Raw genomic sequence first — 23,818 nt, 5'->3', positions numbered from 1 at the left:
AATTAACAAAGCTTCCATTTGATCGAGAATTACGCCTTATTTCTCGATAAAATAGTACATAGATTTGATTTGATCGAGAATTACGATCTGATTCTCGACGAAAATTCACAAATCCTCAATTTGGCTGGGAATTACGTCTTAATTGCGGTCTACTACTGAGCAAAATACCTATACTAATATCGACCGCCACATCCCTACGTAGACGTCATCAGCCCCACTTCCTGCAGACCGACACGTCAATTAACATGTTTCCTTCGCTTGCCTTATTCAATCGCTGCTTTGCGGGAGTTTATGCTGCGGATAATTTCAGGGTCAAACTTCGGTTTTCGATCATACGTATATAGCCCATTTACTTCCTGCTCGATATCATATAGCTGCGTATAACAAAATCCAAACATATAAGGATTATCCAAGAGGACAGAAACGAGTCCTTCGTATCTGCTTAAAAACTCTTCCTCAGATTTTGGTCTATCTCCATAGCCCCAACCTTTCTCATCCTTCTGGTTCGGGTTCCACCAAATCCCACCGAATTCACTGACAAAGTAAGGCTGTCCACCATACTGCTGTCTATCTGCAAAGGTTGTAAACACTTCTCCCCCTTGCTTCATCGACTCATATCTTGCCGCAAACGTTTCTGGATTTTGATCGTAATCATGAACATCATAAATATCTGTTTCAACATGGAAGTTTCCACTCGTATCAATGACTGGGCGAGTCGGATCTACTTGTTTCGTGACGGAATAAACGATACGCAATACTTCATTATTTTGTTTTTTGCCATCTAAATCCCATGTTTCGTTAAATGGACACCAACCAATTAATGCTGGGTGATTAAAATCTCGTTCGACGACTTCAAGCCACTCCGGTAAAAATCTCTCGAGCCCAGTAGGTGTCGTAATATCCAATCCCCAATTCGCATGTTCTCCCCAAACAAGATAACCAAGCTTATCAGCCCAGTATAGGAATCTCGGTTCAAATACTTTTTCATGCAATCTCGCCCCGTTAAAGCCCATCTCCATGGAAAGCTCAATATCCTTCCGGAGTGCATCATCCGTTGGAGCCGTATAAATACCATCTGGATAAAATCCTTGGTCGAGGACAAGTCGCTGAAAAACAGATTGATCATTTATTTTAAAAGCCATTCCATCCAATTTAATGCTGCGAAGTCCGAAGTAGCTTTCGATAGCATCAAGCTTTTTCCCATCTTTTAAAATACGAAGCTCTAAATCATACAATCTCGGATTTCCCAGCTCCCATAAATGGTTCTCGGAAAGTTCAACAGTAACTCTTGCTTTTTGACCAGAAACTTTAACTTGATTTTGGCCAACCGCTTTTCCCTCAAAACTTGCTGACGCCGCAAGTATTAGTTGATCCTCATAATCTCCCTTTAATTCTGCTTCAATATGAATACTTTGATTATCCGGATCTGGATAATATTTCACATTCGAAATATACGTTTCTGGCACACATTCCAACCAAACCGTCTGCCAAATTCCCGTCGTTCTCGTATAATCACAACCATGGGAATAATATAATCCACTTTGTTTCCCTCTCGGCTGCATACCTGATCTCACATCATCTTCTGCACAAACCGTCACAATATTTTCTCCGCTTGAAATAAACTTGGTAATATCAAATGAAAAAGAAGAATAACCGCCTTTATGTTTTCCTGCCGACTGCCCATTAATCCACACTTCCGTTTCATAATCAACGGCACCGAAATGAATCAAAATACGATTGCCCTGCCAGTCATCAGGGACAATAAATTGCCTCTTATACCAAACAGCTGCCATAAAATCCGTGTAGCCTATGCCAGATAATTCACTTTCTGGACAAAACGGCACAACGATACTGTTAGAAAAATCATGTCCTGTCTCAAACCAATTTCTTTGCTTCCCGCTTTTTCCATGATCCATGTCAAACTGCCATTTTCCATTTAAATTTATCCAGTCAGGTCTTACCATTTGCGGCCGTGGATATTCCGGCCGTGGAATCGAAGTAGTATTCACGAATAAACTCTCTCCTTTATATATAAATTACCGTTTTCTTAGTAACACTTACATTGTTTTAAGTTATTATAGCGCTTTCATTCTAGATATTACAAGATTAATTGTAATACATCAAGTATTTTTGTAATGAAATTATTAAAATCTATTAAAAATATTTAAAAGACCACAGTTCAATTACTGTGGCAATCTACATCTCATTTTATTCCAGTAAAACTAATTCCTCTGACAATCTGTTTTTCAAAGATCAGGAAAGCGATAATGACAGGAATGGATGCAACGGCGTTAACCGTCATTGGTAATACGTAATCAACTGAATACACGGAATTGAACTGCGGAATCCCAACTGGCAACGTAAATAAATCCTCTGACATAATAGCTAAAAACGGCCATAAGAAGTTATTCCATGAACCAATAAAAGTGAAAATGCCAATCGCAGCAAGGGCCGGCTTTGCAAGAGGGAGAACAATATTTAAATAGATTCGCACGAGTGAACATCCATCCATTTTTGCACTTTCAATCAATTCCTGCGGGACCCCATCAAAAAAACTTTTTAAAATGATGACCCCTAGCGGAGAAGCAATTCCCGGAATAATGAGACCCGTATATGTATCTAACAGATCCATATCCTTTATAATTTGATACAGCGGGATTATTGTCGCTTCCCCAGGCACCATTAAGCCGGCCAAAAAGAACACATAGATGAAAGTTTTATAACGAAATTGCATTTTTGAAATGGCAAAAGCGGCGAGTGACGTCACAAATAAGGTCAAAGCCGTCGATATAAGCGCCACGATTAAACTATTCCATAACCACCTTAAAACAGGTGTATCAAACAAAACATGGGTATAATTTTCCACAGTGTAAGGCGGGATGAACCATCCGATTACATTTGAAACTCCTATTCCTTCTGGTTTCACGGACACAAACAACATCCACAAAATAGGAATAATGAATAAAATGGCGGTTATGAGTGAAATACCAGATAGCGTATAATGAGCCGGTGTTTTCTTTTTACTCATCTTGAAGCCCCTCCTTGAATCATATTCCCTTTCATCTGAATCAAAGATAGGATGAGCAAAATGACAAATAAGGCGTATGATAAGGCTGCCGCATAACCTAAATTATTTTGTTTAAAACCAATTTCGTAAATATATTGGATTAGAGGTCGTGTGGCAGCTCCCGGTCCACCGCCGGTTATTAATAAAATCTGCGCAAAAACTTTGTAAGAGGCAAGAATTTGCAGCAGCAAAACGACACGACCAATCGGGATTAATAAAGGGAGAGTAATATGCATTAGTAATTGTGAACTTTTTCCCCCATCAATTCTTGCCGCTTCATATAATTCTTCTGGTATATCCTGCAATGCCGCTAAAAATAACACCATATTAAAGCCGACCGTCCACCATAATGTAACCACAACAATAGAAAACCAGGCCAAATTCGTATCCCTTAACCAAAATGGCTCACTGTCAATTCCGATAAGATGTAATGTCGTATTCACAAAGCCTTGATACGGCTGAAGCATAAAAATCGCAATATAAGAAATAACCGAAACAGATAAAATGGAAGGTAAGAAAAACGTACTTCGATAAAAGGTTTTGAATTTGGAATTCCGATTCGCCATTAAGGCTAATATTAATGCAAGAATAACCATGGATGGTGTTGATAAAATAACGAACAAGGTTGTATTCCATAATGACTTCCAAAAGTTTTTATCTACAATTAATTCTTTATAATGATCAAGTGCGATAAAATCCATTTTCCGAATAATCGTCCAATCATAAAAACTCATCTCTAGCCCTTTTAGAATCGGATAAATCGTAAAGACAGCGTAAACAAGAAAAAACGGGAGTAGAAACGGAATCGCTTTTAAGTCTTTTATAAGTTTCCCTTTCATCTTTATTCCTCCAAATGCTTGATCACTTTCAGACTAGTAGAAAACGCTTGTCTTTCGGGGTGCAAGCCTTCTTCGGAGCGGAGTTGCCAAAAGGACAATGAGCACCGAAAGTAGGTAAGCAAGTACAAAACGGAAGCGCCTGATTATCAACGTACAGGCCCGCAGGATGCGGGTCCGTCGACGTTGCCACAGGACGTGGCGGTTTTAGTCGACGTTCCTTTTTTCGGCCGCAGGCAGAGATAAAAGAAACACGGTGAGGAAAGAACTAGTGAAATTGGCACTTCAAATTTCACCTAGTGAAATTAGCTCTTCAAATTTCACCTAGTGAAATTGGCACTTCAAATTTCACCTAGTGAAATTAGCTCTTCAAATTTCACCTAGTAAAATTGGTACTTCAAATTTCACCTAGTGAAATTGGTACTTCAAATTTCACCTAGTGAAATTGGTACTTCAAATTTCACCTAGTGAAATTGGTACTTCAAATTTCACCTAGTGAAATTGGCACTTCAAATTTCACCTAGTGAAATTGGCACTTCAAATTTCACCTGATGTTGACTACGCAAAAGAGAAAGACAAGATGTTTGCTAGTCGATAGGCGCTGGAGCTTGACGCAAACTATTTCCTAGAAAGTTATCCATAAAGTTTTCAATTTATAATTCCCTTAGCAATGATGAAAGCGAGCGTTTTCCAACAGTCTGAAGCTTGAAGAATTTCTTCAAGCTTCAAAGAAGTGTATATTATTTACTGAGCAAGTCTGCAATTTCAGATTCCATTTTATTAAAGGCATCTTCTGGAGTTGCTTTATCCGCCCAAATCGTATCTAAATTGCGAATGATAATATCCTTGATTGGCCAAACTTTATTCGATTGCTTAGGAAATACAACTTGTTGAGCTGCTTTTTCATAATCACTTCGATAAGGTAGATTTTTAAATTCGTCTGATTCGACAACTGTCGTTTTACTTGGAATATGGCCAGCGCGCGTCCATATTTGTCCATGGTCAGCAATAAAATTGGCAAATTGAAGAGCTGCTTGCGCTTTTTCCGTGTCTTCTTTCTTTTGCACAGGGAGGAAGATTGTATGGGAATCACCCCATGTAGCCTCTTGGTTATAAAGTTTTGGCAAAGGAATGACACCAAAATCTAAATCCTCTGTTTTTTCAAAAGTACCTGTCGCCCAAACGCCAGTAATAATCGTCGCCGCATTTCCAGTTTGGAATGGCTGATAAAAATCTTCCATATTCAAAGGAATAACTTTATCCGTATAATAAAGATCCTTCATAAAATTAGCCGCTTCAATCGCCTTTTCTTTATCAATTTGTGGTGATTTTAAGTCATCTGAAACAACATCTTGCCCACCAAGCTGGTGATAAAGAGCCCACCAAAATCTGTAAGGATCATCACCCGCAGTCGGAAAAGCAAAAGTCGTTAAATTAGAATCCTTCGCTTTTAACGTATTCATAAAATCTTTAAAACCCTTTGCGCTGCTTTCCATTTTCGGCATTCCGTTCTCATCCAACAACCCTGCTGCATCCAAATGTTTTTTATTATAGTAAAAAACGATAGGATGAGTATCAATTGGAACCGCAAAATGTTTTCCATCAAAAACAGTAGCATCTAAAATGTTTTTATTATATGAATCCCAATCGAGCTTAATGGAATCCGCAAGAGGATCTAATTCTACAGCCAACCCTTGATCAACTATTTCGGGCAATTTTGACGTATGGGAAATGCCAATATCCGGCCCCTTTCCGGCAGCTACCGCCGTTACTAATTTCGTATAATACTCCGCCCATTCCAACGTAACCGTTTCAACTTCAATGTCTGATTGAGATTTATTGAATTCATCAATCATTTCTTTCATAAAGTCTCCATCTCCACCAGAAAATAAATCCCACATGACTAACTTAATCTTCCCATCAGATTTACTTCCTGTACTTTTGCTCTGACAACCGACGAGTAAAGCTAAAATCATAAAACTCGAGAGAAATATGGACCATACCCTCTTTTTCACGTTCGTCACCCTCTTCTTTTTTGAGTAAGGACTGCACTTGTACAATTATGCTATTAACATATCTATTACAAAATTACTTGTAATATTTCAGTTTTTCCGTAATAAAAAGTGACAAAAAAAGACCAATTCCTTTTTTAATTGGAATTGGTCTTTGATTCGATTTGAGAATAATTGATTTTCATAATAATGCCTTGCTCATAATTACCGAATTTCGAGCCGAATAAGTTGATTCCCCCTTGGTTTTTAGCATCTTGCTTGACACCTAATTTCAAGGAGATAAACGGTTTCTCCTGCAGCTTTAACTCTTCGATCGTAGTGGAGGATATTTTTACACCGTCTATAAAACTACCTTCTTTATTGATTTTCCAATATTTCAAGACGCCATATTGCGTATTATGAGTTTCCCACCAATTCGGTGTCAAAAAGCCCCTTTCTCCACCGAAATCTCCTGGACTTGTCCAAAAACCAATTTCCGAATCATTGATCCAGCACGTGATATCGGAAGGCCAATCCATATTATGATACGGAGCCTCTGAACATAACTCAACGGAAAAACTAAGCTCGTCGACATTTGTGCCATACGGAATTCTGTTCGGAAAATGATATTCAATGGATCCCGACCTAAACCAAACAAGCTGTGCATTTTTTCGGGCGGGTTCGTAAAATGAACGAGGGTCATCAATGATATGAATGATGCCATCCTCACTTAAAAGACCGCAGGAAGGTTCTACCCCACAATTTACATATTCTCCAACTTCAAGCTCATATGTAATAATATCTTCCGTAACAGGTTTTTGTTCCTCTAAATCTATAATGATTCGATCATATCTTTTTGAGCTTACCTTTTGGTTTCCTCTTCCAGGAACAATTTCCGTTGTGATCAATCCTGCATTTTCTAATATTTTAATATTAGCCGCAGCGGTTGAAAAAGGAATTTTTAATAATTCGGATATATCGTTGACGTTTTTAGGGCCACTCGTAAGTTGGCGAATGATCTCCATGCGATTTTCATTTGCCAAAGCTTTAGAAACCTCGAGAGCCTCCTGTAAAGTTAATTGCAATGTTCTCAAGCGAATTCCTCTCATTCAGATGACTTTCTTTCCATTATTACAATTAAACTTGTTTTAATCAATCTATTCTTCTGAATGATCTATGAAAACCATTTGCAGCATATAAAAAATCATCCCGACTGTGACCATTAAAAATCCCCAACCTAACATTTGTTGTTCTATTTCTAAGTAGTTATTGCATATTTGAATAGGCGAATCAATATATAACCAACTCATTAAACCGAACATGGATATGTAGTTCAAAAAAATAAAGCTTTTTCCAGCTGCCTGAATTTTTTTCCAACTATCCCGTAATAAAACGCCAACAAGACATGGCAAGCCAATAAATTTAAACAGTTCAATAGACCACACGGACAACGCTTCATCCAAAATCCGAGGAAGCATCCAGTATGTTGTGATGATGACGACCATTAACATACCAGGTATTCCATTTTTGTTCCATTTCGTAAAAAAGCCATTATATTTTTTCAGCAACAGTTTCCCTATTAACCAACCAACTAAAATTAATAAAGGTAATTGCACAAGCATATGCAAAATCATGATGGATTCTAAACTATTTTTAATAGGGGGAACCATTAACATGATATACAAGATTGCACCACAGATTCCTTGTTTCATCCTAATTCCCCCTTGCCTCACTATGCTGATTTATGTTTTAATACGCCTGTCTTTATATCTTTATTTCTAACTTTTATAAAGCGTATAAAGTGGATGGAAAAGATCGTAACCGCCAAAACCGCAAATACCCCAGCAACAGCTCCGAATAGAGCCGGACCCATCCATTCCGGAAAGTGAGCAGCCCATCTTCGGGGTGTACTTATTGCACCCGAGACTAAAAATCCGCCGCCGACCCCTATAATAGAAAGTGCATATAAAATAACGCCAATTTTATCTAAAATATTCGCCCTTATTTGGCTATCCGTTTTTGCGAGATCATACATGAAACCAAAAATCATCACTAATGCTCCTAGACCCATATACATATGAAAATGGCCTGGCACCCATTTTGTGTTATGCATAACATGGTTCACAACAATCGTCGCATCCACAATGGCCGGAACTACCCCAACAACCCAGCCGAACATAGATAAAAAGATTAAGGAAGATGGAACATCCCATTTAATCCCTGATTTATATACGATCATGAGCGCCCCGTAAGCCGTAACGACAAGAACAGGCAACCCATTTGCATATGATAAAACCTGTCCCATTATTAACATCCATTTCGGCATGACGGAGTCCATTAACATATGATGAGTATAAATAATCAACGTGAATACGGTTGACATTGTCCAAGCAACTAAAAATACTTTATTGGCTTTCCAAGGCCGATTTGTATATTTAGGTAAAATTTCATAAACGGCAATAACACCCATATAAATAATCGAGTTTGCAAATATATGTCCGAAAGCATATGTTAAATTTTTTGCTAAAAGCGGGTCAAAGGAAAACGTGGGATTGATTGTATTAATTGCATTCATAATGAGGACAACCGCGCCAGCTGTTAGCGCTGTTACATTTACAATCGTCACCATTGTGCTCGCGATTACGGTTGCAGGCGGTGCGTCTTTTTCCGCTTTTTTTCCGGCAATAACGTCCCATCCTAAACCTTTGCCAAGACTTCCATACCTTTTAATGATCGCACGTCCCGTTTCGATATAAAATAATAAAAATCCGACACCGAGAATAAGCATTCCACCAAGGTATAATAATGCCCCTGCCATTCCCCATGCACCTGCTGATAAGGCTGGTAAAGGATATAAAAATGTCCATGCACTAGCATATTCAAATGAAAAAACTCCGACAATCACCATTAAAACTCCAATTAAAAAGAAAACAAGATGCAGCATTAGCACTTTTTTAGACAAATCCACATAGTCACGCAAAAAATACCACATGACAGCCGTTCCAGCTAATGCAGCTGTTCCAACCATACCAGTACCATGGATCGTTAAAAATTGATAGAACATGGCTGGAGATAAATCAAGCTTCCCCCCCTGAGCCATCAGCATTAAAATGCCAAATATCATCATAACGGCAACAACAATAGCGCCTATCGTTAAAAAAGTAATAATTTCGTTATTTTGATTCGAATTTGTCCTTCTCGTATTAACGGTCATTTCCAATGATTTCACCCTCTCATCTTAATTAGTGACTGTTATCTCGTCCACCATCACGTGATGTCCCAAACCGCAATATTCTAAGCATAAAATTTTATATGTACCTGGATGATCAAATGTTATAAATACTTTATTCGTATACTCGGGCATTGCTTGAGTTTGGGCAATAAGGTTCATATCCACATCATAAATTCCAAAACCGTGATTGACATCCGCACTTGTCACATGGAACTCGATCGTTTCTCCAACTTTAAATTCCCGCGTGCTCAGCTTATAACCAAATTGGAGCGCTTCCACATCAACGATCGTTGGCTCTTGCCCCTTTGCATAAACAGGTTGATTATACGGGAGCTCCCTCAACGTATAAATTGTGACTACAAGCATCAAGACGACAAGCGTAATTCCGTAAAAAGTCCTTGCCTTATACCACTTCTTTTTTATCGCTTCATACTCTTTCCGTTTTGTTGAATTCATCGCTACGAATAAAAAGACCCCCGCAATCAATAACATAAATACTAAACTTACAATCCATGCCACACTTTGCACCATATGATAACCCCCTCTTTTTTCAAAAAAATAGCAATTACCCTTAATGTACCTTACGGAAGGAAGAGTTAAAGTGATGGCTATCACAGAAGGAATTGTAAATTTGAATTTACCATTGGGTAGAAGCCTGGCGTTTGCTAGAAAAGTCACGGTGGAAATTAGAAGAATCAGTATGAGATAAAGTAAACCTGAGGTAATATTCATTTTTATAAGGCATACTGAAATAAGTTAAGTCGGTTGCCTTTTCCTCTAAATAAGTTCTATCAAACTTGTAAAAAAACTACAAAAAAGCCACTTCACGAAAGAACAGAAGTAGCTTTACAGGATAATTATTTTTTTACTTATTAAGAATCCGCCTCTGGAATTCCAAAATTCGGAAATCCATCTTCGCTCCACGTAAACACCTTCGCTCGCGCATGACGATTCGGATCCCAAAGCGGGTCGCCTTCGATTTCCTTATAATTGCGTGCATGATAAATTAACACATCTTGTTTTCCATCCTCTGAAACTGTGAAACTATTATGGCCCGGTCCGTATTGACTCGTTTCTTCATTCGTTTTAAAAACAGGCTCTTTTGCCTTAGACCAAGAAGCGGGATCTAATAAATCACTGTCTTCATCTGCCCATAACAGACCCATGCAATAGTTGTAGTCTGTTGCACTCGCAGAATAGGTGATAAAGATCTTTCCATTTCTTTTTAAAACGGCAGCCCCTTCATTCACTAAAAAGCCAATTACTTCCCATTCAAATTCCGGCTTTGAAATCATCACTTGAGGAGTGCTCAATGTCCATTGGTTATTCATTTTTGCGATATATAAATTGGTGTTCCCTTCAATCTTCGGATCCTTCTGCGCCCACACGTAATATTGCGCACCTTTATGTTCAAATGTAGTCGCATCCAATGAAAAAGATTCCCAATCTGTTTTTACCTGTCCTTTTTCAATCCATTCACCTTCAAGCGGATTGGCAGAGTCATTCTCAAGCACATACATCCGATGAGCAAATATTTGGTCCGCTCTCGCTGCTGCAAAGTGAATATACCATTTCCCATCAACAAAATGGATTTCAGGAGCCCAAATATTCGCACTCATCGGACCAGTCTCATACTTTTTCCAAACTGTAACAGCTTCTGCATTACTCAAGCCTTCAAGCGTCTTCGCTCTTCGTACTTCAATTCGATCATAAGCAGGAACGGAACCAGTAAAATAGTAAAACCCATCCGTATGCTTATATACCCACGGGTCTGCCCGCTGTTCAATCAAAGGGTTTTTATACGTTGTGATTGTACTCACCATCATTCACTCCATAACACCAAATTTAAAGGTTGTGACTGAAGAATGAGGCTTGTCTTTTTCCAGCACCCATGAAGGGAAATGGTCATGATGAACAGCATCAGGCAAACCTTGTGTTTCTAAGCAAATGGCAAGGTGCTTCCTCGGCTGTACCCCGTATATTTCATCATCCCCCGCAAGCTGATTGGATGTATATACGACAACGCCCACTTCATCTGTTTCAACGATCATTTGACGGCCACTTTCGGGATCTTTTAAAACAATTTCCTCGTTTCGATTTTCATTCAATACAAATGGATGGTCATATCCACCCCCTGCAATCTCGTTTTGTTGGTATTCAGATTCTGCACCGCTGCGAATAAATCGTCCTTTTCGGAAGTCGAATGGAGTGCCTTCTACATTGGCGAATTCTCCAGTTGGCAATAAATTATCTTGCAGTTCAAGGTACTGATCACTTTTTAACGTAAGCTCGTGATCAAGGATGTCCTTTTTTAAATCACCGCTTAAGTTAAAATAAGAATGATTTGTCACATTTAAAAGTGTCGTTTTGTCAGATATTCCTTCATAGTGAATCGTAAATTCATTATCATTATTTAGTGTGTATGTAATGTTCATTTTTAAATTTCCGGGATAGCCTTCTTCGCCGTCCGGGCTTATGTAAGAAAATTTCACACTTACTTCATCAGCCTTTTCTTCTGTTTCGGCACCCCAAATCACTTTGTCGAACCCTTTTAATCCACCATGCAGATGGTTATCATTTTCATTTTTAGCAAGAGAATATTTTTTTCCATTTAACGTAAATTCAGCGCCGCCAATTCTTCCTGCGACTCTCCCTACGACCGAGCCAAAATAAGCTGTATTATTAAGATATCCTTCAAGCTGATTATAGCCCAAAACGATATTTTCAAGTTCTCCATCTCGATTAGGCGTAAGAATTTTTGTAATTATACATCCATAATCCAAGCTTGTCACTTTTACACCATGATCATTCTCCAAAGTAAATGCCGTTACAGAATTTGCTTTCAGCTTTCCAAATTCTTCTTTTCTAATCTTCATTCCATCTCCACCTTTCATTCTTCTACTGTCATCATAGTCTCGATGTACGTACATGTCAATTTCAAAATTCTTATTCAATAGTGAATTTTAAACATACAATTTAGTTTCTATATCGTGTATAATGGGAATAATTGTACGAATAACTATTTAAAAACGAACAACTTGAAAGCAGGGATTTTATGGGTAAGCCCGCAAAATATATGATGGTCATTGATACGATAAAGGAATGGATTGCTAACGGCGAAGTGAAACCCGGTGAGAAAATATACTCTGAAAATGAATTGGCAAAGATGTTCAATGTCAGTAGACATACGATACGACAAGCTGTCGGTGAACTCGTCCATGAAGGACTACTATATAGAGAGCAAGGTGCTGGAACATTTTGCACGACTCCAGCAGAAACAACGAATATATCAGGTCAACCAGCACCCATTTCCGGGAAAAATATTGGAATCATCACGACGTATATTTCGGATTATATTTTTCCGGCTATCATTAGAGGGATGGAATCATATCTCACATCTAAAGGCTATTCGCTTATAATATCCAGTACCGATAATGATATCGATAAAGAAAAGCAGTGTCTAGAGGCGATGCTAAGCCGAAATGTGGATGGTCTTATTATTGAACCGTCAAAAAGCAGCGGTTTCAATCCGAACATTCATTATTATCTAGAGCTGGAACAGAATAACATTCCTTATTTAATGATAAACCAATACTATTCTCAATTAAATCCTCCCTATATGATTCTTGATGATGAAAAAGGCGGTTTTACTGCGACGGAGCACCTCATTGAATCTGGCCATGAAAAAGTCATCGGTATTTTTAAAACGGACGACATGCAAGGCGTCTATCGGATGAAAGGCTTTATCCGTGCATTTCGCGAGCATAAAATACCATTTTTAAATGATACGATCATTTCTTATACAACGGAGGATCTGAATAGTGGATTTGAAGATAAAGTAAAAGAAGTGTTAGCCGATCCGAAAAGAGTACCAACGGGAATTGTTTGTTATAACGATGAAATTGCGCTTAAAGTCATTAACGTATTGCGTGAAGAGGGCTTAAGTGTTCCAGACGATATTTCGATTGTCGGTTACGATAATTCATCACTAGCAGAAGCTTCCGAAATAAAATTGACTTCCGTCAACCATCCAAAAAGCCGAATGGGCCTTGATGCAGCGAAATGGATTGTCGATGCCGTTGAAAACAATGGGAAATCGGACAAAAATCATATTACGTATGAACCAGAGCTTATCATTCGCAGTTCAACAAAAACAGTTGGCAAAAAAGAAGCGCTCGGCTCATTAAGATAAGAGCTCTCCATGCAGAGCTCTTTTTTATATGAAGGCACTTTCCCAATATTATTGCAATATGGTGAATAGGCTATAAGAAAAAGATCCCTTATATAAGGGACCCCTTGAAAAAAAAGATTACAATTGTTTTTCTGACAATTCTCCGATGATAGGAAGCTTATAGTACTTGCCTTGATAAGCTTTATACATTAAAAATATCCATAATATCAACATGACTGGAGTTAAAATGAGATTTAAAATCCAGCCGATAATTGGAATAACCGTTAAGACAATGCTAAGGACAAAAAATACGACCGACAATGCAATGGATTGCATCGCATGGAAACGAATAAATCTATTATCCTTCTCAACTAATAAAAATACGATTCCACTAACAAACCAGAATAAATAACATAATAAACCCGCAACATTTTCCGTCAATCCAGTAGACCCGGCAGTATTGTCCTTCGTTGGCTTTTTTTCCTGTGCATTTGATTCTTCTACGATATCTTTAAAAATCGGTTCCACATTACTTTTCGTTTCCTCGCTTGAATTGTTATCCGCCATCCTCCCTCCTCCTTCCACTCTTAATCACCATTTCATTGTTATTTTATTCACGAAAAACAAGAATAGATTTTATTTTTAAAAAAAATAAAACTTGGGGCAAAAATGGAAGGTTCAATGTTTTACATAATGCATAACTCTGGATGTGCTCATTGTAAATATAGTGGGGTGAAACTTCGAAGGGAATGGATGTGACATAAACGGAAATAGCAGGTGCTTGAACGGAAATAGAGGAGGCTTGAACAGGAATTACAGCGGTTTAAACGGAAATGGGAGCTCGTTAAACGGGAATAGAACTAGCTCAAGCGAGAATTGACTTCCAGAACGGCAATTGGAAGCTCTTATATAAATGCCAATTTAAGTACGTACAAAAATGCTCGTTTAACCGTGTACATTTTTGATTTCCTGTGTATAATTACAACTTTACTTGGAGGGGCGAGCATGATAGCCTTGTTCGGTCAGCCAGCCCTTGTAATAGCTGGCTTTTGGCTGCCGAATCATGCGAGTAGAGGTCTCCATGTCAAGTTGTAATTATTCATGCACATGTATAGAGAAGCACATTTTAAGCTAAAGTGTACATGCTTAGACAAGCAAAAATGTACATTTTGATACGGACATTTATACTCTTATATGGAAATAGAAACATCTTGTATAAGATTGGCCGCTCGTTATATAACATTAGAAAGTACTTGAATGGGAATTCACCATTCGAAACCAAACAAAAAAGCCAATTCTCCGACCAAAATCGAAAATTGGCTTTCTTCCTTATTTTTTTACTAAGCGATCTACAAGCTCCATTACTTCATTTTCAAGTCCTGCTAATCTTTTCATACTATCTTCCATTGATTCGCCTTTTACAGCGAAGTAGAATTTCGCTTTTGGTTCAGTCCCAGATGGTCGGACGCAGAACCATGATCCGTCTTCAAGTTTGAATTTCAACACATTCGATTTTGGCAACTCAATCGCAGTCTTTTCACCACTCGCCACAGCTGTACTTTCGCTTGCCTCATAGTCCTCAATGGATACAACAGAAATCCCGTTTACTTCCTTCGGAGGATCGTTTCTGAACGTTTCTAAAATCCCCGCGATTTGCTCTGCTCCATCTTTACCTTTTAATGTGAGCGAGCGCAACGATTCTTTATAATATCCGTATTTAGCAAACAGCTCCAGTAAGCCATCATAAAGTGATTTCCCTTGTTTTTTATAATAAGCCGCTACTTCTGTAGCAAAAACCGCCGCTTGCACCGCATCTTTGTCGCGGACAAAATCACCGATCAAATAGCCATAGCTCTCTTCATATCCAAATAAAAAGGTATGATCACGTGTTTCTTCAAATTCTTTTATTTTTTCTCCGATGAACTTAAATCCAGTCAATGTATCCAATGATTTTACGCCAAAACTTTCAGCAATGGCACTTCCTATCTCGGATGTAACGATCGTTTTCAACACAACACCATTTTTAGGAAGAGTTCCGTTTGCTTTTTTCTGCTCAAGAATATAGTGGACCATGAGCGCTCCGACTTGATTACCAGTTAATACTTCGAAATCTCCGCTCCCATTTTTTACAGCTACACCAAGACGGTCTGCATCTGGGTCGGTACCCATCAATATATCCGCATTGATTTCCTTCCCATAACGAATCGCCAGCTCAAATGCAGCATGTTCTTCTGGATTAGGCGATGCTACTGTTGAAAAATTAGGATCTGGGAGCTCCTGCTCTTTCACGACCGTCACATTTCCAAAGCCAAAGGCAAGAAGTCCGTTGCGAACCGGGTGATTGGCAGTTCCGTGCAAGGGAGTAAATACGATGGCTAGATCTTTATCTACCTCGTCATTAAGATGGATCGATTTCATCACTTCAATATAAGCCTGATCAATCTTTTCGCCAATATATGTAAGCAACTCTTTTTGCAAAAGTTCTTTTTCTTCAGCAACCTCAATGTTCAACTCACTGCCAGCATCTTGAACATAACGAATTATTGTATCAGCTTCTAAAGGTGGCAGCTGCCCACCATCCTCGCCATACATTTTTAATCCATTGTATTCTGGCGGGTTATGGCTTGCGGTAATAACAACTCCTGCATACGCATGTAGATAGCGAACAGCGAAAGATAGCAGCGGAGTAGGACGTAATTCTTCAAAAAGATATGCCTTTATTCCATGCTTTCCTACTGTTTTTGCAACTTCAAGAGCAAATTCAGGGGACATATGCCGCGAATCATAAGCGATCACTACTCCACGCGCCATTTTTTCCTTACCTTGCTCAACCATGAAACGAGCCAAACCTTCTGCAGCTTTTCGAACCGTGTAAATATTCATCCGATTGATGCCCGGTCCAATCTCACCGCGCATTCCACCCGTTCCAAACTCCAATTCCTTATAAAAGCAATCTTCCAGCAACTTCTCATTCCCTTGATTGGCTACTAATATTTCCTTTAATTTTGGATCAAGTGCCCCAAACTCAAACCACTCTTTCATCTTTGTCTTCCAAGACATCGTGCCTGTCACCATCCTTAAATTGTCAATTCAAATCTTTTTTGTTCTATTATATCTTTTACAATGTCGGCAGGTTGTTTACTGGTCGTATCATATAAAAACGGCTCATTAAATGGAGTTTCATTTTCCAGCTTATTCAGTAAAAATAGCGATCGGTCAACCATATATGTATCTCCGCGTTCTGTAATGCGATCCACCAATGTTTCCTTGTCTGCCCGAAGAACAACATATTTAAACTGTATTTCCAAATGGGCAAAATATGTGCAAAACCACTTTAATTCATCTTCCACAACGAAGTCAATCACAACGTTAAGCTTATGCTGCAAGAGATTTTTCGTTACATCGACAAGGTTTTTCCAGGCGATCCACAGCCGCTCCTCCCACGGAAGCATTGAATGATCATCATAAAAATGCAGGAGATGATCTCCTTCTACTAGAGCGCAATTCGGAACAAGCTTGGCAACTTCTTTAGCAATAGTAGACTTTCCAACACCGCAAGGTCCGGAAATGATATATATGTATTGCACTATGAAACACCCCCTAATCTCTCTATCTATTCATTAGCAAGTTGTTGTTCCAATTATACCATTTAAATAGGACGATTTGTCGCCATTAAATATGGTACATACAGTCGATAGGCTAGCGCCCTCCTTATTACACCCTTTTAAAGTTGTGTGTTTCAACCTGTTTGGGAATAATGGATGCTTGCATAAATGAATCCTAAGCATCTATACTTTCGGATGAATTCTGTTAAAATATGACATATAGCTTAATTTTCAGTATAGTAAAAAAAGAAGAAGATATTTCAGGAAAGTTATGGAGAAAGACAAAAGTATAAGGAAGTGGATTAGTTTAATGGATACGAATGTAGAACAAGACAAAAAATTATCTCTAGAATTATTCCATTTTTTTAAGGAAAAGACTTGGGCGCTGACGGAAACATGGTACGATTTATTAGACAAAAGTGACCCGACAGGTATCTATTCGTCCCAAGATCCAATTGTTATAAAAGAAGTGAAAGAACAAAATTATGAATTTCATCTTCAATTTTGTGATGTTTTCATTAGAGAAGAACAGGCTTTTTATATTGATTTTGAAAAATGGATAGTGGCGATTGCTTCTGATGAGCAACATTTAGCAACACCTATTCATTATATTTTGCGCGAGTTTTTTAGGACACAGGAGCAGTACCTAGATTTATTTGAAGAATTTATTTCTTTTAAGGATGAGGAATACTCCATTAATGATATAAATAAATGGCGACGAAGAATTATTCTCACATTTGAAAAAATCGTGAGTTGGTTTGTAGAAGATAATCATAAATTTTCGACGGCAAGGCTAGAGGCCCAGCAGGAAACCATTAAGGAATTGAGTACTCCTGTCATTCAAGTAGGAAATGAAAAGGCATTGCTTCCGCTGATAGGGGTAATTGATACTGTACGTGCCAAAATAATCCTTGAAAATACACTGCAAATCGTTGCGCAAAAGAGAATTGAAGTCCTCTATATTGATTTGTCAGGGGTTCTGGTTGTCGATACAATGGTGGCGCAACAAATTTCTCAATTAATAAAGGCACTGGATCTCCTTGGAGTAAAATCAATCCTATCTGGCATTCGCCCAGAGGTAGCCCAAACAGCTGTTCAAATGGGGATTGACTTTCAAAATATCGAAGTAGTATCAAGACTTACGCTTTGCTAACCCCTCCTAAAATTAGGAGGGTTATTCTGTTCTAGACTCATCAAAAAGTTAAAAATGTTAAATTGAACATTACTTTTGTTATCATGATGGAAAATTAACTTTAGCAAAGCCTAATAAGTTTTACAGTCATTTTATTTCATAAAGCAATTAAAACAACTCGGATCTCCTTAGGATTTCGAGTTGTTTTAATGATTGGCAGTTTACATAAAAATTTTGTTTTTATAAAACCATATAAAAGTTTAGTGCTACTAATCTAACTATGTTGGCAGCTCTTTTCTCTTCTAAATTACGAATTTTGTCGTTCCGAAACCAAATTAGAACAATGTTTGAGAAAAGAGCCTAACGATCAAACTTCCGGAATCACAATCTCCACTTCTTTACCAATCTCCGAAGATCTTAAAATACCATCGATGATCGCTTGGTTGATTAAGATTTCCTCACCTGGAATTGGAGCTGACTTCCCTTCCATAATAGCTACGACAAAAGCACGGACTTTTTCGTAGAAAATATTAAACTTATGATGTTGAATTGGGATTGGGCTTTCTGTATGATGTCCTTGAATATCATGGAATAAAGTGATTGAACCAATCCCTCCATCCCAAACGCCGCTCCATGGACCGCTTCCTGCAGGTGTCAATCTCAAACCTGCATCTGTTCCTAAGAACAGCGTAGGTCCAAGGGAATCCATATGCATAGCCCATGAGATTTTAAAGTTAAGAACCTTTCCGCCCTCTAGTCGCACAAGTGCTACTCCGAAGTCTTCCACTTCAAATCGATCAGCTTGTGGATGATATGTAGGGTTTGTTCCGAAATGGTTCGATGTAAAAGCCGATACGCTTAATGGCTTCGGATAACCTAGTGCATTCAAAGCTAGATCAAGAGAGTAGCAGCCGATATCTGCCATAGCCCCAGCACCTGCAAGCTCTTTGTTAATAAACGTACCACCCGGCATCCCGCGTCTGCGGCCGCCTCCCGTTTGAACGTAATATACGTTCCCGAGCTGGCCGGATTGAACGATTTTTTTTACAGCTTGCATATTAGGGTCATATCTTGGCTGGAATCCGACGGTTAAAATCTTATCTGCCTTTTTACCAGCTTGAACCATTTCGACGCCTTGCTCTAACGTAACAGCGAGTGGTTTTTCAACTAATACGTGCTTACCAGCGTTCAAAGCATCGACACTTGTCCGATGATGCGCCACGTTCGGTGTACAAACGCTGACCCCATCCAAATCCAATTCCAATAATTCTAGGTGGCTATCAAATGCCTTTGCATCCGCCAGTCCAAGCCTTTCGATAAACTCAGCCGCTTTTCCGGGAATGACATCTGCCACTGCCACAATTTCAACTTCTGGCATTTCCATATATGATCTTGCATGTGCCTGTGCAATTCCACCACTGCCGATGATTCCGATTTTTACCGTTTTCGTCATAATATCCTCCTCGTACTGTTCTTACTAAAACTGTTTGATTAAAGTTTGTTGTTTATATAAGGCCAAAACCCGACTTTTGAGCCTATTTAGAAAGCTTAATGGTTCCTATAAAGGTTCCAGCCTATCCCTAATTTGGATTATTTATTTTGAAAACAAAATCCATTTTTCATCGTTAAAATTCGTAGTACTTAGCAACGATGCAGAGAAAAGAGCCTTACTTAAAAATTCTTTCTAAGTTTTCTTTCGCTTTTATAATACCTTGCTGTTCTTTTTCAAGAGTGCCCCAATAACGATGATCTTCAAGCTCGATGCTGATAGGACCATTGTAGCCAAGCTTATCCAAACGAACTGCGACTTTTTCCCACTCTACAGCCCCATGGCCTGGTATTGTATATCTCCATGAACCTTCTGAGAAGCCATATTTTGCTCCGAAAGTTGCTGGTAGAATACCAACTTCATAGAGATCATCCGTCAAAATTTCCGTATCTTTTCCATGAGCGTAGTTTACTTTTTCACCGAACTCCGTTAAAAAGCGTAGATAATCAATGCCTAAGCGAACGAGATGAGATGGATCGTAGTTTAAGCCAAAATGCTTGGAAGGGATCACTTCAAACATCGCACGCAACATTTCTGGTGTACATCCAATCGTTGGATATTGAGGTGCTGGGCCTGGCCAACCTTCCAAAGCAAAATATACACCTGCTTCTTCCGCGTGTTTTACAATCTCAGGAAACGTTTCTTTCCAAATATCGAAACTTTTAGAGCGTGATTGTGTAACATCTGTAGGTCCAAGGCAAATAAATATGGTTTTTCCGCCGATTTGGGAAATTTCACTGATTTGATTTTTCAAAGCGGAAACCGCTTCACCACGGACAGCTTCATCAGCATTCAACAAGTTCGTTAATCCTACAGCCCCAACGCCATCAATCGAACCTACTTCCAAGCCCGCACTTTCTAAAGCATTTTTTACCTCTTCGTTATAATATGGGACATCGATTACATCTATTCCGGCACTTTTGGCCCAATCCGCAAGTTTTTCCATTCCTAGTGCGCCAAGCTTTGGCGGGATGCGCATACCTATTTGAAAAGCCATTCAACAAACCTCCAATTTTTTATTGCTAAGAATTTATAAAATTTAAGCCTATTTATTCTATTAACCAACTAAATTACTTAATCCCACTAAATGTAATACCTTGAATAAACGTCTTTTGCATAAAGAAGAACATGATAATAATCGGAAGCGTCATCATTGTAGAAACAGCCATCATCAATCCCCATTCCGTTCCCATTTGGTTTTGGAATTGTTGTAGACCAAGTGATAATGTGTACTGTGTTTCATCTGTCAAATATAGCAAAGGACCAAGGAAATCTGTCCAGCTGCCCATGAATTGGAAAAGTCCTACTGCAAGTAATGCAGGTTTCGCTAAAGGCAGCATTATTTGTAAGTAAATCCTAAGTTCAGAAGCTCCGTCAATTTTTGCTGAATCTCTTAAAGTATCAGGCAATCCTAAGAAAAATTGGCGTAATAGGAATATGTAAAATGGTGCTCCAAAAAAAGCAGGGATTATTAATGGAAGTGGAGTTCCGACCCATCCCATTTTATTAAATATTAAGAACAATGGAATCATCGTTACTTGTCCTGGTATCATCATGACTGCGATTGTGATGATGAAGAAAACATTACGTCCCTTCCAGCGAAGTTTGGCGAAACTATACGCTACTAATGGACATGAAATGATAACCCCTAATGTACTTAAAAATGTAATTAACACCGTGTTTTTTAAATAAGTAAAAAACGGAATGTATGACATCGCATCGATGTAATTCTGAAAACGAAACGGACTAGGAATCCATTCTGGCGGATAAGAAAAGATTTGTGTGATCGGTTTCAAAGAAGTCGACACGAGCCAAATGAATGGAATAATGAAAAAGATGGAAGCAATAATTAAAATTAAATGAGCTAATGAATATTGAATTCTTTTTTTGACAATTGGTTGCATTCGACACACTCCTTTCTACTCACCTTGATAGTGGACCCAACGTTTTGATGTTATGAAAATTAATGCTGTTAAGGCCATGATGATGACAAATAGAATCCAAGCCATCGCTGAAGCATAACCCATTTTGAAAAACTTAAATCCATTGTCATATAAATACATGACATAAAAGGTTAGTGAATTTGCTGGAGATCCTTGACCTTGAGTCATTGTATACGGCAAAGTAAATTGCTGGAATGCACCGATGATTCCCATGACTAAGTTAAAAAATATAACAGGCGTTAACAATGGAATCGTAATATGTCTCGTTCTTTGAACCCAGTTCGCACCGTCAACTTCTGCTGCTTCATAAAATTCTTCTGGTATATCTCCCAAACCAGCCAAATAAATAATGACAGCTTGTCCGATTCCCCAAAGTGACATTAAGATTAACGATGGTTTAGACCACTTCACACTACCTAGCCAGTTAGGACCATCAATACCAAAAAAGTCCAATGTTCCGTTAATAAGACCAAATCCAGGGTTCAAGAGCCACATCCAAAGAACGGCTAGAGCCACATGGGGAACAAGTGTCGGCAAGAAATAAATGGTCCGATAAATCGCTAGTCCTTTAACCTTCATATTGAGCATCATGGCAAGAGCTACCCCGAAGATAATGCTTAAAGGAACAAAAAGGACAGCGAAATAAACCGTATTATAGACTGATTTCCAAAAGAGATCATCATTAAAAAGTTCTTTATAATTTTCAAGTCCGATAAATTCTCCAGGCTGCAGAATACTGTATGTTGTAAAACTAAAATAGATTGAAGAAAATAACGGAATAGCAAAAAACACAATTAACCCTATTAACCACGGAGATGCAAATAGCCAACCAGTTAAATTTGCCTTAATACTTAAGGAACTTTTCTTTTTAGGTTGGACTACGACACTTGATGTTTCAATTTTCGCCAAATTAGGCAGCTCCTTTCATAAATAAAAGGGAGGTGTAAGCCTCCCCTTTTATTATTTTTTCAACGCTTTATTTACAGCTTCAGTCGCTTTATCCAAGTTTTCCTGCGGTGTACCATTACCTCTTGTTGCATTTTCAGTAGCAGTTGCAAGTTCGTTCCATAGCAATTGCCCTTCAGAAATAACTGGACGATGGTGTGAATTTGGAAGAATATCAACAAATTCTTTTAAAATTGGATCATTCTGACGTCCAAGTTCTTCGTTTACAGCTGGTTGAACGGAGAAGTCACCTTCAAGCTTTGAATAATAAGCTTTTGCGCCTTCAGGACCACCAAAGTATTTCAAGAATTCCCAAGCGGCTTCAGTATTTTTAGCTCCTTTAGGAATAATAAAGCTGTGACCACCAGACCAAGTAGTGAAATCAGTTCCAGTCGGTGTTGGAATTGGTGTAACTCCGAAATTTAAATCTGGCTTAAACTTTTTAATTCCTGTCACTGTCCAGTTTCCGTCAATTTTCATACTAAGTTGTCCGGAAATAAATGGATCTAACGCATCACTACCTGCCGAACTTTCAAATCCAGAAATATCTTCAACATTGTACTTTTTACCGAAATCAACCATCCATTGCAATGCTTCTACAACTTTAGGATCGTTAGCAGTCACTTCTCCAGTGCTTTCATTGTAGAATTCACCGCCGAATGACCAGCCCCAGCTATACAACCAGCCTTGACTATACCAAGGAATAAAGCCAATTCGTTTAAAACGGTTACCTTCTTTAATCGTTAACTTTTCAGCGGCAATTTCTAATTCTTCAATTGTTTTAGGTGGATTTTCAGGATCTAATCCAACTTCTTTAAAATGATCTTTGTTGTAATACAGCAAACGTGAATCTGTTGAATATGGAATGGCGAATAGTTTACCATCGTAGCTTGCTTCATCCCATGCATACTGATAATAGCGATCTTGCGAGATTCCATCTGCTGCAGCCATATCAGTTAAATCTGTCAATGCTCCTTGAGCTGCCCAAGAACCTACTTTAAACCTGTCAAATGTTGCTACGTCAGGAGGATTTCCGCCTGTTACGGAAGTAAGTAGTTTTTGGTCTGCACCTTCATTAGCTTCTGTATAAACCATTTTTACTTTAATATCAGGATGCGATTCTTCGAAACTCTTAACTAATGCATTCATTGCTTCTAATCCGATACCTGTACTACCGTGCCAAAACGTAATTTCTGTTTTTCCGCCTTCTCCGCCTTTGCCGCCTTTATCTCCACCAGACGCTTGATCTTTTGAACAGCCAGCTAGAAATAACGATAAAGCGAGGACACTCATAATCATCAATTGACCGAATTTCTTTACGCTTTTACTCACTTTTACACCCCCGGT

At 38.6% G+C, this 23,818-nt stretch carries 21 protein-coding genes; 3 read left to right on the top strand and 18 right to left on the bottom strand.

The window, feature by feature from the left end; all coding sequences use genetic code 11:
• Positions 1–263: 263 nt before the first annotated feature.
• The 10 genes from KHA96_RS12875 to KHA96_RS12830 all read right to left on the bottom strand — a co-directional run bounded on the left by KHA96_RS12875 (position 264) and on the right by KHA96_RS12830 (position 12,002).
• Complete coding sequence (locus KHA96_RS12875) at positions 264–2,009, bottom strand: glycoside hydrolase family 2 protein (RefSeq protein WP_213129663.1); 1,746 nt, start codon at positions 2,007–2,009, stop codon at positions 264–266.
• 194 nt (positions 2,010–2,203) lie between these two features.
• Positions 2,204–3,028 carry a carbohydrate ABC transporter permease gene (locus KHA96_RS12870; RefSeq protein ID WP_213129662.1) on the bottom strand — a complete coding sequence of 275 codons (825 nt, stop codon included), beginning with the start codon at positions 3,026–3,028 and terminating at the stop codon, positions 2,204–2,206.
• On the bottom strand, positions 3,025–3,906 hold the full coding sequence (locus tag KHA96_RS12865) for a carbohydrate ABC transporter permease (RefSeq protein WP_213129661.1): 882 nt from the start codon (positions 3,904–3,906) through the stop codon (positions 3,025–3,027). The genes KHA96_RS12870 and KHA96_RS12865 overlap by 4 nt, the downstream gene beginning before the upstream one ends.
• Positions 3,907–4,643: 737 nt before the next feature.
• The gene (locus KHA96_RS12860) at positions 4,644–5,879 is read right to left on the bottom strand and encodes an ABC transporter substrate-binding protein (protein ID WP_213129660.1); all 1,236 of its coding nucleotides are present in this window, start codon (positions 5,877–5,879) and stop codon (positions 4,644–4,646) included.
• 173 nt (positions 5,880–6,052) lie between these two features.
• A complete protein-coding gene (locus KHA96_RS12855) occupies positions 6,053–6,988 on the bottom strand; it encodes an ArsR/SmtB family transcription factor (protein WP_249315509.1) in 936 nt (311 codons plus the stop codon).
• A gap of 63 nt (positions 6,989–7,051) precedes the next feature.
• Positions 7,052–7,606 (bottom strand): hypothetical protein, encoded by a 555-nt coding sequence (locus tag KHA96_RS12850; RefSeq protein WP_213129658.1) that lies wholly within the window; start codon positions 7,604–7,606, stop codon positions 7,052–7,054.
• 20 nt (positions 7,607–7,626) lie between these two features.
• A complete protein-coding gene (locus KHA96_RS12845; RefSeq protein ID WP_349305743.1) occupies positions 7,627–9,123 on the bottom strand; it encodes a cbb3-type cytochrome c oxidase subunit I in 1,497 nt (498 codons plus the stop codon).
• 9 nt (positions 9,124–9,132) lie between these two features.
• On the bottom strand, positions 9,133–9,657 hold the full coding sequence (locus KHA96_RS12840; protein ID WP_213129657.1) for a cupredoxin domain-containing protein: 525 nt from the start codon (positions 9,655–9,657) through the stop codon (positions 9,133–9,135).
• 341 nt (positions 9,658–9,998) lie between these two features.
• Positions 9,999–10,949, bottom strand: coding sequence for a glycoside hydrolase family 43 protein (locus KHA96_RS12835; protein ID WP_213129656.1), 951 nt, complete (start codon positions 10,947–10,949; stop codon positions 9,999–10,001).
• A gap of 3 nt (positions 10,950–10,952) precedes the next feature.
• A complete protein-coding gene (locus KHA96_RS12830) occupies positions 10,953–12,002 on the bottom strand; it encodes an aldose epimerase family protein (protein WP_213129655.1) in 1,050 nt (349 codons plus the stop codon).
• Between the two features lie 179 nt (positions 12,003–12,181).
• On the opposite strand from KHA96_RS12830, the gene KHA96_RS12825 reads away from it, so the two are divergent.
• Positions 12,182–13,318 (top strand): GntR family transcriptional regulator, encoded by a 1,137-nt coding sequence (locus tag KHA96_RS12825; RefSeq protein ID WP_213129654.1) that lies wholly within the window; start codon positions 12,182–12,184, stop codon positions 13,316–13,318.
• Between the two features lie 117 nt (positions 13,319–13,435).
• Here KHA96_RS12825 and KHA96_RS12820 read toward each other — a convergent pair whose 3' ends face one another.
• Entirely contained in the window at positions 13,436–13,864 is a 429-nt protein-coding gene (locus KHA96_RS12820) for a DUF4870 domain-containing protein (protein ID WP_213129653.1), read from the bottom strand.
• Between the two features lie 309 nt (positions 13,865–14,173).
• Between KHA96_RS12820 and KHA96_RS12815 the strand changes: the two genes are divergently transcribed.
• Positions 14,174–14,392: a hypothetical protein gene (locus tag KHA96_RS12815; RefSeq protein WP_213129652.1), complete on the top strand. Its 219-nt coding sequence runs from the start codon at positions 14,174–14,176 to the stop codon at positions 14,390–14,392.
• Positions 14,393–14,626: 234 nt separating this feature from the next.
• Here the strand turns inward: KHA96_RS12815 and KHA96_RS12810 are convergent, their stop codons facing one another.
• Both KHA96_RS12810 and KHA96_RS12805 read right to left on the bottom strand, forming a co-directional pair.
• Positions 14,627–16,357: a phospho-sugar mutase gene (locus tag KHA96_RS12810; protein WP_213129651.1), complete on the bottom strand. Its 1,731-nt coding sequence runs from the start codon at positions 16,355–16,357 to the stop codon at positions 14,627–14,629.
• A 17-nt stretch (positions 16,358–16,374) separates the two neighbouring features.
• Positions 16,375–16,884 (bottom strand): P-loop nucleotide/nucleoside kinase family protein, encoded by a 510-nt coding sequence (locus KHA96_RS12805; protein ID WP_349305742.1) that lies wholly within the window; start codon positions 16,882–16,884, stop codon positions 16,375–16,377.
• A gap of 328 nt (positions 16,885–17,212) precedes the next feature.
• Between KHA96_RS12805 and KHA96_RS12800 the strand changes: the two genes are divergently transcribed.
• Complete coding sequence (locus KHA96_RS12800; protein ID WP_213129650.1) at positions 17,213–18,055, top strand: STAS domain-containing protein; 843 nt, start codon at positions 17,213–17,215, stop codon at positions 18,053–18,055.
• Between the two features lie 346 nt (positions 18,056–18,401).
• On the opposite strand, the gene KHA96_RS12795 is transcribed toward KHA96_RS12800, so the two are convergent.
• The 5 genes from KHA96_RS12795 to KHA96_RS12775 form a co-directional block, all read right to left on the bottom strand.
• Positions 18,402–19,487, bottom strand: a complete 1,086-nt coding sequence (locus KHA96_RS12795; RefSeq protein WP_213129649.1) for a Gfo/Idh/MocA family protein — start codon at positions 19,485–19,487, stop codon at positions 18,402–18,404.
• Positions 19,488–19,701: 214 nt separating this feature from the next.
• Complete coding sequence (locus KHA96_RS12790; protein ID WP_213129648.1) at positions 19,702–20,580, bottom strand: sugar phosphate isomerase/epimerase family protein; 879 nt, start codon at positions 20,578–20,580, stop codon at positions 19,702–19,704.
• Between the two features lie 73 nt (positions 20,581–20,653).
• Positions 20,654–21,487 (bottom strand): carbohydrate ABC transporter permease, encoded by an 834-nt coding sequence (locus KHA96_RS12785; RefSeq protein ID WP_213129647.1) that lies wholly within the window; start codon positions 21,485–21,487, stop codon positions 20,654–20,656.
• A gap of 15 nt (positions 21,488–21,502) precedes the next feature.
• On the bottom strand, positions 21,503–22,435 hold the full coding sequence (locus KHA96_RS12780; RefSeq protein ID WP_249315507.1) for a carbohydrate ABC transporter permease: 933 nt from the start codon (positions 22,433–22,435) through the stop codon (positions 21,503–21,505).
• 51 nt (positions 22,436–22,486) lie between these two features.
• Positions 22,487–23,803: an ABC transporter substrate-binding protein gene (locus tag KHA96_RS12775; protein WP_213129646.1), complete on the bottom strand. Its 1,317-nt coding sequence runs from the start codon at positions 23,801–23,803 to the stop codon at positions 22,487–22,489.
• Positions 23,804–23,818 lie beyond the last annotated feature (15 nt).

Source organism: Bacillus sp. FJAT-49711 (assembly GCF_018343715.1).
Classification (GTDB): domain Bacteria; phylum Bacillota; class Bacilli; order Bacillales; family Bacillaceae_C; genus Lederbergia.
The sequence above is the reverse complement of the archived record's forward strand: the minus strand, read 5'-3'. Positions and strand labels throughout refer to the sequence as shown.

Excerpts from the sequence above, each read along its gene's own strand:
- KHA96_RS12870 (WP_213129662.1), bottom strand. The coding sequence starts at position 3,028 with ATGAGTAAAAAGAAAACACCGGCTCATTATACGCTATCTGGTATTTCA.
- KHA96_RS12865 (WP_213129661.1), bottom strand. The coding sequence starts at position 3,906 with ATGAAAGGGAAACTTATAAAAGACTTAAAAGCGATTCCGTTTCTACTC.
- KHA96_RS12860 (WP_213129660.1), bottom strand. The coding sequence starts at position 5,879 with ATGATTTTAGCTTTACTCGTCGGTTGTCAGAGCAAAAGTACAGGAAGT.
- KHA96_RS12850 (WP_213129658.1), bottom strand. The coding sequence starts at position 7,606 with ATGAAACAAGGAATCTGTGGTGCAATCTTGTATATCATGTTAATGGTT.
- KHA96_RS12840 (WP_213129657.1), bottom strand. The coding sequence starts at position 9,657 with ATGGTGCAAAGTGTGGCATGGATTGTAAGTTTAGTATTTATGTTATTG.
- KHA96_RS12835 (WP_213129656.1), bottom strand. The coding sequence starts at position 10,949 with ATGGTGAGTACAATCACAACGTATAAAAACCCTTTGATTGAACAGCGG.
- KHA96_RS12830 (WP_213129655.1), bottom strand. The coding sequence starts at position 12,002 with ATGAAGATTAGAAAAGAAGAATTTGGAAAGCTGAAAGCAAATTCTGTA.
- KHA96_RS12825 (WP_213129654.1), top strand. The coding sequence starts at position 12,182 with ATGGGTAAGCCCGCAAAATATATGATGGTCATTGATACGATAAAGGAA.
- KHA96_RS12820 (WP_213129653.1), bottom strand. The coding sequence starts at position 13,864 with ATGGCGGATAACAATTCAAGCGAGGAAACGAAAAGTAATGTGGAACCG.
- KHA96_RS12810 (WP_213129651.1), bottom strand. The coding sequence starts at position 16,357 with ATGTCTTGGAAGACAAAGATGAAAGAGTGGTTTGAGTTTGGGGCACTT.
- KHA96_RS12800 (WP_213129650.1), top strand. The coding sequence starts at position 17,213 with ATGGATACGAATGTAGAACAAGACAAAAAATTATCTCTAGAATTATTC.
- KHA96_RS12795 (WP_213129649.1), bottom strand. The coding sequence starts at position 19,487 with ATGACGAAAACGGTAAAAATCGGAATCATCGGCAGTGGTGGAATTGCA.
- KHA96_RS12790 (WP_213129648.1), bottom strand. The coding sequence starts at position 20,580 with ATGGCTTTTCAAATAGGTATGCGCATCCCGCCAAAGCTTGGCGCACTA.
- KHA96_RS12785 (WP_213129647.1), bottom strand. The coding sequence starts at position 21,487 with ATGCAACCAATTGTCAAAAAAAGAATTCAATATTCATTAGCTCATTTA.